Source organism: Comamonas trifloxystrobinivorans (assembly GCF_043359985.1).
Lineage (GTDB): Bacteria > Pseudomonadota > Gammaproteobacteria > Burkholderiales > Burkholderiaceae_C > Comamonas > Comamonas trifloxystrobinivorans.
In genome coordinates this window covers 86,152-102,388 of sequence record NZ_JBHZGV010000010.1, presented here as the reverse complement: position 1 = coordinate 102,388, position 16,237 = coordinate 86,152, and the positions used below count along the sequence as shown (strand labels likewise).

General features: G+C 63.5%; 12 protein-coding genes. 3 read left to right on the top strand and 9 right to left on the bottom strand.

Translation table 11 applies throughout. The annotated features are described in order from the left end of the window. Nucleotides 1-2: 2 nt before the first annotated feature. The 3 genes from ACFIQF_RS13575 to ACFIQF_RS13565 form a co-directional block, all read right to left on the bottom strand. Nucleotides 3-959 (bottom strand): LysR family transcriptional regulator, encoded by a 957-nt coding sequence (locus tag ACFIQF_RS13575; RefSeq protein ID WP_393943599.1) that lies wholly within the window; start codon nucleotides 957-959, stop codon nucleotides 3-5. Nucleotides 960-1,054: 95 nt separating this feature from the next. Then, nucleotides 1,055-3,103: a sensor domain-containing diguanylate cyclase gene (locus ACFIQF_RS13570; protein ID WP_393943597.1), complete on the bottom strand. Its 2,049-nt coding sequence runs from the start codon at nucleotides 3,101-3,103 to the stop codon at nucleotides 1,055-1,057. A 234-nt stretch (nucleotides 3,104-3,337) separates the two neighbouring features. Then, a complete protein-coding gene (locus ACFIQF_RS13565) occupies nucleotides 3,338-3,955 on the bottom strand; it encodes a Crp/Fnr family transcriptional regulator (RefSeq protein WP_393943595.1) in 618 nt (205 codons plus the stop codon). A 237-nt stretch (nucleotides 3,956-4,192) separates the two neighbouring features. On the opposite strand from ACFIQF_RS13565, the gene ACFIQF_RS13560 reads away from it, so the two are divergent. Next, nucleotides 4,193-5,218: a porin gene (locus tag ACFIQF_RS13560; protein WP_393943593.1), complete on the top strand. Its 1,026-nt coding sequence runs from the start codon at nucleotides 4,193-4,195 to the stop codon at nucleotides 5,216-5,218. A gap of 109 nt (nucleotides 5,219-5,327) precedes the next feature. Here ACFIQF_RS13560 and ACFIQF_RS13555 read toward each other — a convergent pair whose 3' ends face one another. Then, entirely contained in the window at nucleotides 5,328-6,557 is a 1,230-nt protein-coding gene (locus ACFIQF_RS13555; RefSeq protein ID WP_393943591.1) for a urate hydroxylase PuuD, read from the bottom strand. A gap of 352 nt (nucleotides 6,558-6,909) precedes the next feature. On the opposite strand from ACFIQF_RS13555, the gene ACFIQF_RS13550 reads away from it, so the two are divergent. Continuing rightward, nucleotides 6,910-7,422 (top strand): hypothetical protein, encoded by a 513-nt coding sequence (locus ACFIQF_RS13550; RefSeq protein WP_393943589.1) that lies wholly within the window; start codon nucleotides 6,910-6,912, stop codon nucleotides 7,420-7,422. Nucleotides 7,423-7,433: 11 nt separating this feature from the next. On the opposite strand, the gene xdhC is transcribed toward ACFIQF_RS13550, so the two are convergent. Then, nucleotides 7,434-8,237 carry a xanthine dehydrogenase accessory protein XdhC gene (xdhC, locus tag ACFIQF_RS13545; RefSeq protein WP_393943587.1) on the bottom strand — a complete coding sequence of 268 codons (804 nt, stop codon included), beginning with the start codon at nucleotides 8,235-8,237 and terminating at the stop codon, nucleotides 7,434-7,436. A 60-nt stretch (nucleotides 8,238-8,297) separates the two neighbouring features. Between xdhC and ACFIQF_RS13540 the strand changes: the two genes are divergently transcribed. Continuing rightward, nucleotides 8,298-8,783, top strand: a complete 486-nt coding sequence (locus ACFIQF_RS13540; RefSeq protein WP_393943585.1) for a hypothetical protein — start codon at nucleotides 8,298-8,300, stop codon at nucleotides 8,781-8,783. A gap of 30 nt (nucleotides 8,784-8,813) precedes the next feature. On the opposite strand, the gene ACFIQF_RS13535 is transcribed toward ACFIQF_RS13540, so the two are convergent. From ACFIQF_RS13535 to ACFIQF_RS13520, 4 genes are all read right to left on the bottom strand, one after another. Then, a complete protein-coding gene (locus ACFIQF_RS13535) occupies nucleotides 8,814-10,022 on the bottom strand; it encodes an FAD-dependent monooxygenase (RefSeq protein WP_393943583.1) in 1,209 nt (402 codons plus the stop codon). A gap of 54 nt (nucleotides 10,023-10,076) precedes the next feature. After that, nucleotides 10,077-10,712 (bottom strand): putative bifunctional diguanylate cyclase/phosphodiesterase, encoded by a 636-nt coding sequence (locus ACFIQF_RS13530; protein WP_393943581.1) that lies wholly within the window; start codon nucleotides 10,710-10,712, stop codon nucleotides 10,077-10,079. Between the two features lie 2 nt (nucleotides 10,713-10,714). Continuing rightward, nucleotides 10,715-12,946, bottom strand: coding sequence for a putative bifunctional diguanylate cyclase/phosphodiesterase (locus ACFIQF_RS13525; RefSeq protein WP_393943579.1), 2,232 nt, complete (start codon nucleotides 12,944-12,946; stop codon nucleotides 10,715-10,717). 157 nt (nucleotides 12,947-13,103) lie between these two features. Next, nucleotides 13,104-16,013, bottom strand: a complete 2,910-nt coding sequence (locus tag ACFIQF_RS13520) for an aconitate hydratase (protein ID WP_393943577.1) — start codon at nucleotides 16,011-16,013, stop codon at nucleotides 13,104-13,106. Between the last annotated feature and the right edge of the window lie 224 nt (nucleotides 16,014-16,237).

Here is a 16,237-nt window from a genome sequence, read left to right as displayed (position 1 = left end):
ACTCACATGGGTTTCAATCCTGCCTGCGGCAAGCTTCGCAAAGACTGTGCCGTTTTTTTGAGGGTCTCACGCAACCAGCCCACCGCGTCCGAAGCATGGGTACGCGGGTGCCACAACAGGTAGTACTCCAGCGGCGGCAAAGCCAGCGGGCAAGGCAAGATGGTGAGGGGCAAGCTGTCGGTAAAACGCTCGCAGAACTGGCGCCCGGTGGTGAGCACCAACAAGGTGGAAGCCACCATGGCGGGAATGCTGCTGAAATGCGCGCAGCGCGCGCTGATGCGGCGCTGCAGGCCCAACGCGTCAAGCCGCGCATCAATAATGCCGCGCGCGCCGGGGAAAGTGGGCGTGGGCGCAATATGCTCGGCCTCCAGCCAACCGGCCACATCCCAGCCGCGCCGCACCGCCGGATGCGCGTTGCTGACCAGGCTGACCACCTCGTCGCTGAACAGGCTGGCCATGTGCAAATCGTCGGTCGGCTGCAACCAGTTGCCCACCACCAGGTCGATCTCGCCATGCGCCAGTTGCGCGTGGTAATGCGTCTCGGACGAGAGTGGCAATATTTCGACCATGCACAAAGGCGCCTCGGTCTTGATGCGTGCCATCAGCGCAGGCAGAAACAGCGGGTCCAGATAATCGCTGGCGGCAATGCGGAAACTGCGATCGGCGGTGCGCGGGTCAAAACTGCGCACATCGGAGAACAAGCCTTCGGCGGCCCGCAAGATGGCACCGGCCGGCTCCAGCATGCGCTGACCGGCATCAGTCGGCACCATGCCCGCGCCCGAGCGCACCAGCAACGGATCGCCCGCCAATTCGCGCAGACGCTTGAGCGCGGCCGACACTGCCGGCTGGTACATGCCCAGCCGCAATGCAGCCCGCGAAACACTGCGCTCGGTGAGCACGGTGTGCAGCACGCGGATCAGGTGCAGGTCAACTTTGTCAAACAGGTTGTGGTCGCGCATGGAGGCTGACAGTGCGGGCGGGCCCGGCCGGAATGGGTTCGTGGCAATGCAAGCGGCGCAGCTTACCAGCAACCGCTGCGGCCGCCATCCCGGCTTTACCCATGCTCACGCCGGCGCGGTTCGGCATCGGCCGCCTCGTCCGCCCAGCGCCAGCAATTGCCGCCCTGGCGTTTGGCGGCATAACAGGCCAGATCGGCCGCCCGGATGATGTGCTGCGCCTCGCCCCAGGCAGCCTCGATCTGCAGCAGCCCAATGCTGACGGTGACCATGAAGTGCTTGCCGCGCAGCTCGGGCTGCCAGTTCTGCAGCGCCTCGCACAGTTGCTGCGCCAGCTCTTGCGCCTTGTGCCGGCTGCACTGGCGCAGCACCAGCGCAAACTTGTCGCCCGCCACGCGCGCCGCAAAACCTTGAAACGGCTGCAGCAATTGCAACTGGCGCGCCACCTGCTGCAGCACGCTGTCGCCCTGCGCATGGCCGGCCAAGGCGTTGATGGACGACATATTGTCGACATTCACATAGAAAAGCACCGGCGCGCTGGGCGATGAGCCGTCCAGCCCTTCGCGCTGCGCTTGCAGCATGGCCATCAGATGCCGGTGCAAGCCGTCAAAATTGGGCAGCTGGGTGAGCTGGTCCACAGCGCTGACGCGGCTGGCCGCCACACGCGCCTGGCCGGCCCGCACAAAGCACCACAAATAGTCCGGCGCCACGCCGGACACGCGCACCAACTGCACGGTCACCATCAGCGGCGAGCCCGATTGGTGGTGCAGCATGACGCTGGCCTCGGCGCTGCCGTGGCGTTGCAGATCGGGCTCGACCTGGCTCCAGAGCGCGGCCAGATCGCCTTCCTGGCGCGCCAGCAGCTGCACCGACTGGTCCTGCAAATCGGCCCGGCTGTAGCCCAGCAGATGGGCCAGCGCCTGCGACACCAGCACAATGCGCTCGCCCTTCAAGAGCATCAAGGAGAAGCGAGCCTGCTCCAGCACGGCGTCAGACAGCTGGGTTTGCTGGGCCAGCAGCCCTTGCAATTGCTGTTGGTGCTGCTGCAGGTTCTGCAAGTGCAGGCCCAACTGGTCCAGCTCATCGCCACGGGCTTGCGCGGCTTGCGAGCCGTTGGGCCCGTCCAACAACGCAGCTTGCTCGGCCAGCAAACGCAGCTTGCGCGTGTGCTGCCACAACCAGAGGCCAGCGGCCAAGGCCAGCAGCCAGGGCGCGGCCAAAGCCCACCAGGCACCCCGCTCCCAGCCATGCCACCAGGGCATGGCCGAGCGCTCGACCACGCGTACCACCAGCCAGCGCGCCGATGGAATTTCGGCCACGCTGATCAGATGCGGCGCACGCCACCAGGCCTGTACGCTACCGGCCACACTGCCGGCGGGACGCTCGGCCCACAAACGCATGGCTTGCGCCAGCGTCGCCTCGTCCTGCGCCAGGCCCAAAATACGCGTGGGCTCGGGGTGCGAGATGACCAGCCCGCTGGTGCTCAGTACCACCAGTTGCGAATGCGCTTGCGCCGACACGGCTAGCGACAGCGGCAACAGGCTTTGCGATTGCAGGCGCAGCACGCCGGCCATGGCTCCCTGCACCGAGCCATCTTTATTGCGCAATGGCATGCCCAGCGCAATGCTGGGCCCACCCTGGGTGGATTTGAAGGGGTCAGACACCTGGGGCTTGCCGTCGACAATCACCCGCCGCAGCAGATCGCGCTCGGCCGGATCGGCCTGGGTAGCCGCTTCGGAGCCGGTCCGGAAGTTGAGCCGGAAGACCTGGCTGTCCCGGGCGAACACCAGGCTGTCGAAATAGCGGGTGGCGGACAAACCCTGGTCGAGCAGCCATTCCAGCGTGGGCTGCGAATCCAGCGCCCACGGGGCGGCGGCCTCGGCCACCGTGCTGAGCACTTTTTGGCTTTGTTCCAGCTTGCTGCCAATCAGCTTGGCCAGCAGCTCGGTCTCTTCGGCCTGCTGGCTGCGCAACTGCTCCAGCGCAGCGCCCTGGTTGGCGCGCATCACCAGCCAGGCCGACAGACCCGCAGCCAGCAGCACCAGCAGCGGCACTACCAACAAAAGTTGCCAGGCCCAAGGGCCTGGCAAGGCGCGGTGCGGCTCGGCACCGGGCGCCAGAGAGGAGGACAGGCTGTTGCGCACCACGCCGTTATGCGTTCTGTGCCAACAAGTGGAGGCCTGAGAAAGAGTGGCTACAAACAAACATGGCGCAACCTTCATCAAATGAATGCTTGCGCCATGTTGCGGGGTTCAGCCGGTTTCGGCTATCGGGAAAAGGCCGTAAGGAAAAGACCTTGGTTGTAGGACCAGTGCCTGACCTGTGCGTGGTGCAGGCGTGGGGGCGATTGCTTGTTTTTTTGCTGGCCTGAGCAGCGAAACTCAGGCCCGGGCCAGCTGGCGCAGCGATTCAGGCTGCGGCAGGTGCAGGCTTTTGCCCAGGCCACTGAGCAAGCCCTGGTCGCGCAATTGGCGCAGCACGCGCGAGAGGGTTTCTGGCGCAATGCCCAAGGTAGCGGCGATCTGGCGCTTGGACTGGGCCAGTTGCACCATGAGGCCACCATCGGCCGGCTCGGCGTGTTGCAGCAGCCACTGCGCGCAACGCGCCACCGCATCCTGGGCCACGCGGCTGACGGCCAAGCTGGCTTGCTGGCAGTAGCCTTGCGCCATGCTGGCCACCAAACCCTGGGCCGCTTTGGGCCACTGCAGCAAGCTGCTGCGCAACTGATCCACCGGCACGGCACGCCACTGCACCGCCGTTTGCGCCACCATATCTACCGCGCAGGGTTGGCCGGCCAAGGCAGGGGCAGCATCCAGCCAGCAAGGCGCTTCCATCACGCCCAGCAAATGCCTCAACCGCCCCTCTTCCTGCACGCCAAAAGCCACCGTGCCTCTTTCGAGGTACAGCACATCCCGCAGCGCCTGGTGCCGCTGGCGCACCACAGCACCCACCGGTGCACTGGTGCTGACATAGTTATCCAATGAGAGCAAGTCGAGCATGGGCAGAACTGTGCCGCGACTACCGCTTTGTTGCATTGAGCTAAATCAATTCAGCCAGCCGATAAGCCTATGCAGCCAGACAAAGGCACTTCAGTGGTGCTGCTGCATGAACGCCACAGTTCTGCAGTTTTGCACGCAACTTTCTTGTTTTGGCACAGCTTTTGCTGGTCGTAGGCTGGCATTCACTTCATAATTGCCCTCACAAACAAATTCCAACACTTGTAACGAAAGACTGCTATGAACAACAAGAAATTGCTGGCTCTGGCTGCTTTGGCAGCTTGCGCCGCTGGCGCCCACGCACAATCGTCGGTCACCGCCACCGGCCTGGTCGACATGTATGTCGGCTCGATGAAAGCCCCTGGCGACGATGGCCGCAGCAATGTCGTCGGCAGCGGCGGCATGACCACCTCGTGGTTCGGCTTCAAGGGCACGGAAGACCTGGGCGGCGGCCTCAAGGCCAACTTTGCACTGACCGGCTTCATGCGCGCCGACACCGGCACCCCTGGCCGTTTTGGTGGCGACAACTTCTGGTCGCGCGACGCGCTGGTGTCGCTGTCGGGCGGCTTTGGTGCCGTGACGCTGGGCCGCACCGTGGCGCCCAACTTCATCCCCACCATCTCGATGAACCCATTTGGTGATTCGTTCACCTTCTCGCCCCTGGTGCTGCACCAAAACGTGTCGCTGTTCAACAAGAGCGGCTGGCAGTCGTCCAACCCGTCGGACACGGGCTGGAGCAACCAAGTCATCTACAGCACGCCTAACGTGGCCGGCTTCAGCGGCAACCTGCACTACCAGTTTGGCGAACAAGCTGGCAAGGGCGGCAAGAACAACATCGGTCTGAACGCCACCTACGCCAACGGCCCGCTGGCCGTGACCGGCTTCTACGAAAACGTGGACATGTCCAACCCGGTGCCCACCGTGCTGGATGAGAACCACAAGAACTGGATGCTGGGTGCCAGCTACGACCTGACCGTGGCCAAGCTCTACGCCACCTACGGCCAGACCACCGGCAAGGACACCGATTACAAGATCAAGACCGCCAGCCTGGGCGCCACCGTGCCTTTGACCGCCAACAGCCGCATCCTGGCCGCCTACGCCCACAGCAAGCTGCAAGACAGCGAAGCCAAGCGCGATACCGTCTCGGTCGGCTACAACTACGACTTGTCCAAGCGCACCGACGGCTATGCCATCGTGATGTACGACAAGGTCAAGAGCTTTGGCAGTGGCACCAGCTTCGGTGTCGGCATGCGCCACCGCTTCTGATCGGCTGATGGCTCGCTGAGCCATCTCGCCCGCGCTGGCCAAACTGGCGCGGCAAAAAGCAATGCCTCCGTTCGGAGGCATTGCTTTTTGAGCAGTTGCCGCTTTCAGCTCAAGGTGCGGTGGAGGCCCCGCTCTCGAACCAGCGTTTGACCAGCTCACGCTCTTGCGCGTTCAGGCTGTCGGGATTGCCAAAAGGCATTTTCTTGAGCACCACGACCTGTTGGTAGATTTGCTGCGTGTGCTGCGCCACCTCGCCCGCCACATCGAGCTTGACGTTCTTTTGCGCCAGTCCGCTGGAGCTGTGGCAAACCACGCAATGCTGGGCAAACACTTTGGCCACCTGGCTGTACGGCACGGCATCGGCCGATGCCGGCTGCGCCGCCACGGGTGCGGCCGCTGCCGCTTGCGGGCCGGGCTTGAGCCAGGCCATCACCCCCAGCATCACCGCCACGCCAATCACGGCGTAAGGCCAGGGATGCTTGTTGCGCCCGAGCTTGAAGCCATGGCGCAGCACAAAGAACTGGCGGATCGCGGCGCCGGCAAACATCATGAAAATCAGCACCAGCCAGTTGTACTTCTGGTTGTAGAGCCAGCCGTAGTGGTTGGAGAGCATGGCAAACAGCACCGGCAGCGTGAAATAGGTGTTGTGCACGCTGCGCTGCTTGCCGCGCTTGCCGTGGATGGGATCGACCGGGTCACCATTCTTGAGCGCGCGCACCACGGTGCGCTGGCCGGGGATGATCCAGAAGAACACGTTGGCGCTCATCGAAGTGGCGAGCATGGCACCCATCAGCAAAAACGCTGCCTGGCCGGGGAAGATGTGGCAAGCCAGATAGGCTGCAATGCAGACCAGCACCAGCACCAGCGCGCCGACAATGCCATCGCCGTTCTTCTTTTGGCCGAACACGCGGCAAATACCGTCATAGAGCAGCCAGAACACCACCAGAAAGCTCAGCGCCGTGAACACGGCCAGCGGTGCGCTCATGGCATTGGGGTTGGCGGGGTTGACCAGGTAGATATTGGCGTTCCACAGGTACGACACCGTCAGCAGCGCAAAGCCCGACAGCCAGGTGGTGTAGCTCTCCCAGTAGAACCAGTGCAGGTGGTCGGGCAGCTTGGGCGGCGAGACATTGAACTTGACCGGGTGGTAGAAGCCACCGCCGTGCACGGCCCAGAGCTCGCCGCTGACGCCTTGTTTCTTGAGGTCTTCGTCTTCGGGCGGCGTGAGGCTGCTGTCCAGAAACACAAAGTAGAACGACGAACCGACCCAGGCAATCGCAGTGATCACATGCAACCAGCGCAGCAACAGGTTCGCCCAATCGAGGATATAGCCTTCCATCGCACCCATCCTTGGCAGCGTGGGGGCTGCCAGTGCGGGTGGCGCGGCACCCGGCCGCCGCCATCCCGAGCCAGCTGCTCACCACTGCGGGCGCTCTGAGCAGCCAAGCGGTCGCGCTCCACAGCAATCAAGGGCTTGACGCCTGGGCACCGCTGCGACCATTTTGTAGACGCAAAGTGTATGCAATTTTTGCCGACTGCGGGTGGCTGGCACACCACCAATACGCTAGAAAAAACCCTGATGCAGTGCAGCAGAGTGCAGCTTTCGCCTGGGTGCAATGGCCGCGGGCAGTCTATCGCCAGCTCACACCGACCTCATCCTCAGCTCACCGGACTTGCCCACAATCGCCCACATGTTGCGCACTTCGACTTCGCCCATGCGGCTCTGGCCGAGCATGGTTTTTTGGACATTTCTGCTGCTGTATCTGGTTGGCATTTATGTGCTGGCCGCTACCGCCTCCCTGTACGACAACTACCAACCAGGAATCGAGGCTCTCAAACGGTGGCTGCAGCCAGGGCTGTTGCTGACCGCCGCATTGGCGTTTGCTTGTTTCGGCAAATCTTTGGAGACCGCGCAATCGGCCCAACGGCTGGCCTTGGCTGCGTTAGCAGCGTGTGGCTTGCTGCTGCTCGTCATTTCGCAGCATGAAAGCAGTCACCGAATCGGCCATGTATGGCCCGAGCAGCGCACGCTGGGCAGCACCTTGATGCGGGCACTGTTTCAGCCCTCGTTCTCAGGGCGCTCCAAGCTGACGACCACGGTCAGCGGCCTGTGGGCCTTGCTGGTGCTTCTGGTTGCGAGCTGGCGGACCAGACGCTTGCGAAAGCAAGCACAGGAACGCCCACCTGGCCCTGCGGCGCACTGAGCCGCTTTTCATCAACACCGCAAATACTGCAACAACTGCGCCGCCACGGCCACCGCAATCACTTCGGGCGCTTTGCCGGTAATGCCGGGCAGGCCGATCGGGCAGGTGATGCGTGCAAATTCATCGTCGCCAAAGCCGCGTTCGGCCAGGCGGTGCGCAAAGCTGGCGCGCTTGGTGGCGCTGCCGATCAGGCCGACCAGGCCCAGGTCGTTGCTGCTGCGCAAGCGCTGCAAGCAGGCTTGTGTCAGCTGCAGGTCTTGCTGGTGGTTGTGCGTGAGGATGAAAACGCTGCAGCCTGCCGGTAAATCGGCCACCGCTGCCTCGATGGGGTCGGAATGCTCGGCCACCACGTTGGCAGGCAATTGCGCTGGGAACACGGCTTCGCGGCTGTCCACCCAAATCAGCTGCAAGGGCAAAGGCGCCAGCACTTGCACCAGCGCCGCGCCCACATGGCCGGCGCCAAACAGGGCAACGGGTGCCAGCTGTTCAGCCAGTTTGTGCTGCAACTCGGCCCGGTCTGCAGCCTGTACCAGACGCAAGCGCAAATGCACCACGCCACCACAGCACTGGCCCAGCTTGGGGCCCAGCGGATAGCGTTCGCGCTGCTCGGCGGTGCCCGCAGCGAGCATGCGGCGCGCCTGCTCGGCCGCCAGCCATTCGAGCTGACCGCCGCCGATGGTGCCGATCTGGCCACTGGCAAACACGGCCATCCAGGCTCCCGGCTCGCGCGGAGCTGATCCCTGTGTAGACTCTACCTCGACCAGGCAGGCGGTTTCCGCCGCCAGCCGGCCCAGCAGTTGCTGCAACGCACGCATCTCGCCCCCGTTTTATTTGAGCGCAGCGCACCCGCCGCGCTGCATGCTTTCGTTTCTACCATGACTGAACGCCCTACCAACGCCTGGCAACGCTTCTGGCAAAAACTGATTGGTGACAGCGCTGCGCCCGGCACTGCTGCCGAACCATCGCACAGCGAGCAAGCTGCTGAGCCAGCCGCTGCTGCACCACAAGCACCGCTGGTTTTGTCGACGGCTCGCAATGAAGAAGAATACCGCCGCGAATGCGCGCGCCACCTCTACGAGCGCTATGCCAGCCGCATTTACCAAGGCCCGTTGCCGCCCATGCTGTACGCGATTGGCAGCCTGGAGCTGTACCTCGACGCGCAAGGCCAGATCCAGGGCCTGAACTGGTTGCGCGAACCCAGCCATGCGCCGGAGGTGGTGCAGCAGATTGAAGACATGGTGTACGACGCAGCGCCCTTCCCGGCCGCGCTGCGCCTGGCGCAAACCATTTATACCGAGACTTGGCTGTGGGACGAAAGTGGCCAGTTTCAGCTGCATACACTGACCGAAGGCCAGCTCTGAAACAGCGCCAAACGACGCAATGACGCCAATTTACAGCGCCGAAGCGGTAGACCCGTCACCGCGGTAGAGCCAGGGCACATCCATCAATTTGGCGCCCAAGGTACGCAATGCCGTATCGCGGCCCAAAGCCACCAGACCGCGAGCATGGAAGATGTCCCCGTTGCGGATGGCGCGCGCTTGCACGCGGGCATTGCGTTGCCAGCGGTTGAGCGCGTAGCGGCGCAGGCGCAGAGACAAGTCGAGGTCGTGCATGGTCAGGGCGCGTTGCAGCTCGGCCGCGTCTTCGATGGCCATGCCTGCTCCTTGCGCCAGATAAGGGCGCATGGGGTGTGCGGCATCGCCCAGCAAAGCCACCAGGCCGTGTGCCATTTCGTGCGGGCCTGCTACCGGTACGCGGTCTGCCAGCGGCCACAAACGCCACTGCGCGCCTGCGCTGGCCACGGCTTGCACCAGATCGAGCAATTGGCGGTGCGCGCCGGCCAAATGGCGCTGCAGATCGGCGGCATTGGCCTTGTGGTCCCAGGTTTCCAGATCGTCCGGCGCTTGGCCTTCGACAATGATGACCAGATTCTGCAACTCGCCCCGGCGCACCGGGTACTGCACGGCATGGAAGCGCGGCCCCATCCAGGCAGTGATGACCGTGGTGCGCAGCGCCGGCGGCAGTTGGGCCTGCGGCAGCAGGGCGCGGTAGGCCAAATGGCCGGTCACACGCGGCGGCGCATCGTGCAGCATGCGCAAGCGGGTGCGGCTCCAGACGCCGTCCGCGCCAATCAGCGCATCGCCTTCGATTTTTTTGCCGTGCTTGGTGGTGATGGTGACCACCTCGCCGTTGTCCTCGTGGTAGTCGACCGGGTGTTCCAGGTTCAGGTGCACATCAGCGCGCTGTTGCACGGCCTGCAGCAAGAGCTCATGCAGATCGGCACGGTGGATGGTGGCGTAGGCGGCGCCGTAGCGCTCTACCGCGTCGGCACCCAGCTCCAGCTGGGCCAATACTTCGCCATTGCTGGCGTTGCGCGATACCAAGGCTGAAGGAAAAGCCGCCACGTTTTGCAGCGCCTTTTGCAAGCCCCAGGCCTGCAGGCGGCGCACCACGTTCGGCCCCAGTTGCACGCCGGCACCTACTTCGCTGAAGGCGGCAGCACGTTCAAAGAGCCGCACTTCCGAGCCCGCCAGGCTGGTGGCCAACGCGGCGGCCAAGCCGCCGATGCCGCCGCCAGCAATCAGAATCTGTTCTTGCATACCGCCATTGTGCCCAGTTTGCACAGCGACAAAAACCTCAGCAGCAAGTGACTGTCAAATCGCGCCGCAACGCGCAAAGCCGTGCAGGCGCTCGAACTCGCTGATCGGCACCGGGCGGCCGAAGTGGTAGCCCTGAAAGCGCTCGCAGCCGTTGCTGACGAGGAAGTCGACCTGGTCGGAGTTTTCCACGCCCTCGGCCACCACTTCCAGCTCCAGGTTGTGCGCCAGCGCCAGGATGGTGCGCACGATGACGGCATCGTTCACGTCGCTGAGCACGTCATTGACAAAGCTGCGGTCGATCTTGAGCTGGTCGAGCGGCAGGCGCTTGAGGTAGGCCAGCGAGGAATAGCCCACGCCAAAGTCGTCGAGCGAGAAGCCCACGCCGCGCTCCTTGAGCTCGCGCATGCGGCCCACGGTTTCGTTCACATCGCCGAGCAGCAGGTTCTCGGTCAGCTCCAGCTTGAGCTTGGCGGGGTTGGCGCCGGTTTCTTCGACAATCGCCAGCACTTCGTCGACAAAGCCTTTGTTGCGGAACTGGCGCGGGCTGACGTTGACGGCAATCGTCAGGCAGGCCGTCGACGCGCTTTTCGCCCACTGGGCCAGTTGGTGGCAGGCAGTGCGCATGACAAAGCTGCCCAAATCAACAATCAGGCCGGTCTGCTCGGCCAGGTCGATAAACTCGATCGGCATGATCAGCCCGCGCGCCGGGTGGCGCCAGCGCACCAGCGCACCAGCGCCTCGGCGCCCAGCAACTGGCCGCCGCCGTTCATCACCGGCTGGTAGTAGACCTGCAGCTCGCCGCCATGGATGGCGTGGCGCAGATCAGATTCGAGGTGCGCGCGCGCATTGACCAGGGCCTGCATCTGCGGGTCGAAGAAGCGCTGCGTGTTGCGGCCGGCCGATTTGGCCTCGTACATGGCCATGTCGGCACGCTTGAGCAGCTCTTCGGCGCTGTGCACTTCGTCGTCACCAAACACGGTCACGCCGATGCTGGGCGTGCTGTAGTGGGAGCTGCCGTCCAGCGTGAATGGCTGGTTGAAGCGGCTGATCAGGTGCTCGACCACGCCGCGCACATGGCTCTCGGCCTGCTCGCGCACGCCGCCCAGGTGTTCCACCAGGATGACGAACTCGTCGCCACCAAAACGTGCCACCACATCGCCGCTGCGCACGCTGGCAATCAGGCGCTTGCCCACTTCGCACAGCAGGCGGTCGCCTTGCTGGTGGCCGAGCGAATCGTTCACGTCCTTGAAATTGTCCAGGTCGATGAACAGCAGCGCCGCATAGCTGGCGCGCAAACGGCAGGAGCGGATCGACCATTCGAGCCGATCCATCATCATGCGGCGGTTGGGCAGGCCGGTGAGCACATCAAAGAACTCCAGCCGCTCGATCTCTTTGCGCGCCTGGCTGCGCTCGGCCAGATCGCGGCAGATGCACAGCAGGCCGGTGACTTCGCCGCTGGCCGAGCGGATGGCCGATTTGGTGATTTCGAAGCGGCCCTGGTAGCCGTTGTCGGCAAAGCGCAGACTGGCTTCGTAGACCACCGGCGTCATTGAGCTGCGGGCACGCAGATCGGTTTCCACCTCCGACGGCAGGCGGCTGTCCAGCCCCAGATCGGTGGTGGTGCGGCCAATGATTTGTGCGTGGCTCAGGCCTACCAGGCGCTCAAAAGCCTGGTTGCAGTGCAGAAAGCGGCCATCCACGCCCTTGAGCACTACCAGATCGGGGATGGCGCTGACCAGCGATACCAGTTGCGACTGCTGCTCCTGCACGCGGCCCGCCATGAGCTTTTGCATGGAGACATCGTGCGACAGCAGCAAGAAGGCGTGCTCGTCAAAGCCTTGCGGCGCTACCATCAGGTCGGTTTGCAAAAAGCGCTGGCCGTGCGGGGTTTGCAGGCATTGCTCGAAAGCCAGCGATTCGCCAGCGCGCAGGCGCTCCATCCAGTCGGCCGCCTGCTCACGCAGTTGCGGCGCGAGTGCTTGCGTCCAGGGCTGGCCGGTGAGGCTTTTCACGCCCAGCCAATCGAGTTGCGTCTGGTTGGCATGGACGATGGCGCCCGAGCCATCGACCCGCACCATGCCAATCGGCGCCTGCTCCAGCCATTCCGCCCCCTGCAGGCGCTGCGGGTGCGCCGAAGCCCAGCCCACCAAAGTGTGCCGCACCGACGCCATCAACAGCACCAGCGCCACAATCGACAGCGCATAGCACCAAGCCACATGCATGAGCGCCGTGGCCCAGGGCTGCCACGCGGGCGCGGACTGCGCCCATTGCGCCACTGCAGCCAGCGCCAGTGCAGCCACCAGGCTGAGCACCGGCCAGCGGCTCGAGCGCCCCACCAGCCCACGCGCTGCCACCCAGGCCTTGGCGCCGCACAGCAGCATCCAGACCGGCAAACCATAGTGCAGCACCCACTCCAGCTGCACCAAACCACGCGCCACAATGGCCACCACCAGGGCCAGCGCCGCCAGCATCACCAACACACCGGCATTGCTGCGCAGTTGCAGGCTGCTGGAGCGCTCGGTGCTCGAGGCCAGGCCTGCGCGGCCTGCGTGGCTCGCATCTATTGAAATAATCAATAAAGTTATTGAAAACAGTAGATTAACTGCTATCACCGGCCACACCAAGGGCCCGGCGTAGCTGCTTGTGCTTACCGGCAATGCCGCCAGCACGGTGTACAGCGCCAGCACCACCGCGCTGCACACCCACAAGGGACGCCCAACAGGCGCACCGCCAGCCGTGCTTTGCAGCAGCAAGCGCGCGCCCCAGCCAATGGTGGCCAAGGCAGCCAGCAACACCAGCAATTGCAGCCACACGGCCAAAGCAGCAGCAAAGCCGACGCCCTGCGTATCGGCCGCCATCAGCCCGGCCAGCAGCGCGCCACCGCCCAGCAGGCACAGCACCACCCGCGTGTGCGTTTCGCGCAAACGCCGTCCAAGCGATAAAGGGGTGTACGGGCGAGCCATCGGAGCCGTCAGGTAAAAAAAGGTAAACGAGTGTTTCGGTATTTGACCAGCAATTGCCAGCAAAAGCAAACGGGCCCTGCAGAACAGGGCCCGTTGCGGCTGCCAGGCTAGCAGTTGCTTACAGCAGCTGGCGCAGCACAAAAGGAAGTATACCGCCCTCCTTGTAATACTCGACCTCAATCGGCGTGTCGATACGCAACACCAACTCGGTCTCGCTGCGGCTGCCGTCGGCGCGTTGGATCACCAGTTTGGCCTTGCTGCGCGGTGCCAGCGACGGATCGGGAATCACCTCGATCTGCTCGTCGCCCTGCAGCTGGAGCGTTTCCCAGCTCTCGCCCGCCTTGAACTGCAGCGGCAGCACCCCCATGCCCACCAGGTTGGAGCGGTGGATGCGCTCAAAGCTGCGCGCCACCACGGCCTTGATACCCAGCAGCTGCGTGCCCTTGGCCGCCCAGTCGCGACTGGAGCCGGTGCCGTATTCCTCGCCAGCAAACACCACGGTGGGTGTGCCCGCGGCCATGTAGCGCATGGCCGCGTCATAAATGAAGAGCTTGCGGCCCTTGTCCTCGCCCGGGTTTTGGTAGATGGTCAGGCCGCCCTCTTCGCGCGAGCCATCGGGTTTGGCCGGCAGCATCTGGTTTTTGATGCGCACATTGGCGAAGGTGCCGCGCATCATCACCTCGTGGTTGCCACGGCGCGAGCCGTAGCTGTTGAAATCGACCTTTTTCACGCCATGCGCCAGCAGCCACTGGCCAGCGGGCGAGGTCTCTTTGATCGAGCCGGCCGGCGAGATGTGGTCGGTGGTGATCGAATCACCAAACAAGGCCATCACCCGGGCACCGCGCACCGCATAGCCGTCAGCCGCTGCGCTGCTGACATGCTGCTCCAGCGCGAAGTTCTTGAAGAACGGTGGCTCGGCAATATAGGTGCTGGACGGCCAGTTGTAGGTAGCACCGGTCACGCCCTTGATCTTTTCCCAGAGTTTGCCGGGCTCGGCGCTGACCTTTTCGTAGTTGGCGCGGAAGGCTTTGCCGTTCATGGCGTACTTCATGAGCTTTTGCACTTCGTCCGTGCTGGGCCAAATGTCGCCCAGGAACACATCGCGGCCATCCTTGCCCTTGCCCACCGGCTCAGTCATCAAATCCTTGCGCACGTTGCCGGCAATGGCGTAGGCCACCACCAGCGGCGGGCTGGCCAGAAAGTTGGCGCGGATATTGGGGTGGATGCGCGCCTCGAAGTTGCGGTTGCCCGAGAGCACGGCCGCACAGACCAGGTCGTTTTGCTGGATGGCGGCATTGAACTCGGGCAGCAAATCGCCAGCATTACCAATACAGGTGGTGCAGCCATAGCCGGCAATGGCAAAGCCAAGTTGCTCCAGATAAGGCAGCAGGCCCGATTCCGTCAGGTACAGAGTCACCAGGCGCGAGCCTGGGGCCAGCGAGGTTTTAACGTGCGGCTTGACGCTCAGGCCCGCCTGCACTGCCTTTTTGGCCAGCAAGCCCGCGGCCAGCATGACGCTGGGGTTCGAGGTGTTGGTGCAGCTGGTGATGGCGGCAATCAGCACATCGCCATTGTGCAGATCAATATTGCGGCCCTCGATGCGCTCAACCGCATGGTCGGCCGCCTGGATGCTGGCGGCCGGGTCATCAACCGCCGGCTTGTTGGACACCATTTCAACGGCATTGCGCGGCGCACCGGCGGCCACCGGCTTGGAATCGCCCGGCTCGGAGATCTCGCCCGAGCCGTTGATGTGCACGTGCACCGGCTGCCCCAGCTTTTCCAACGGCAGGTTGAAGCCATTCTCTGCTGCGGGCGCGGTGAACAGCTCGGCAAACTTGCCCGCCACCTGGCCAATTTCGATACGGTCTTGCGGACGCTTGGGGCCGGCGAGACTGGGCGCCACGGTAGACAGATCGAGCGACACCACGTGCGAGTAATCGATATCGCCCGCCTGCGGCACGCCAAACAAGTCTTGCGCCTTGAAGTAGGCTTCAAAGGCTTCGATCTCGGTCTTGGTGCGGCCCGTGCCCTCGAAGTAGTCGATGGTTTTCTCATCGACCGGGAAAAAGCCCATGGTGGCACCGTACTCGGGCGCCATATTGCCAATAGTGGCACGGTCGGGCACCGAGAGGCTGCGCGTGCCCTTGCCGAAGAACTCGACAAACTTGCCCACCACTTTTTCGCGGCGCAGGATTTCGGTCACCGTCAGCACCAAGTCGGTGGCGGTCACGCCTTCGCGCAGCTTGCCGGTCAGCTCAAAGCCCACCACATCGGGCGTCAAAAAGTACACCGGCTGGCCCAGCATGGCCGCCTCGGCCTCGATACCGCCGACGCCCCAGGCCACTACACCCACGCCATTGATCATGGTGGTGTGGCTGTCGGTGCCGACCAGCGAGTCGGGGTAGTAGACCGCATCTTTGGTCTTGTGCACGCCGCGCGCCAGGTATTCCAGGTTGACCTGGTGCACGATGCCAAAGCCCGGCGGCACCACGCCAAAGGTGTCAAAGGCCTGCATGCCCCATTTCATGAACTGGTAGCGCTCGTTGTTGCGCTCGAACTCCAGCTTCATGTTCAGATCAAGCGCGTTTTTGCTGCCGTAGTAATCGACCATGATCGAGTGGTCCACCACCAGATCTACTGGTACCAGCGGCTCGATGGCCTTGGGCTTTTTGCCCAGACGGTCAGCCGTGCTGCGCATGGCCGCCAGATCGGCCAGCAAGGGCACGCCGGTAAAGTCTTGCAGCACCACGCGCGAGACAACAAAAGGAATCTCTTCGCTGCGCTCAGCACGCGGCTTCCAGTTGGCCAGTTGCTCCACATGCTCGGGCAGCACGCGCTGGCCATCGCAGTTGCGCAGCACCGATTCGAGCACGATACGCAGCGACACCGGCAAGCGCTTGATATTGGGATATTGCTTGGCCAGGGCCGGCAGCGAATAAAAACTGCCTTTGCCAGCTTTGCCCAGCTGCACAGATTTCAGGGTGGATGCAAAAGCGTGTTTGCCTTGCACGGGGGTACTCGACTTCATCGTAGCTCCTGTTTTCAAACGGCATTACCAACCAGCCATCGGCTTGCGCATGTTCACGAACCACCGTGCAAGAACAAGCTTCGCACGGGGGATTCATCAACATGTTCTCAGTGCAGTCTACTCCGGAGCAGCGCTATTTGTATGTCATCCGGGATAGACAAGCCGCACCCGCCGCCCAAGACCTTGCCAGCAGCGGCCACAGCCATATGCACGCTTTTGGCGCC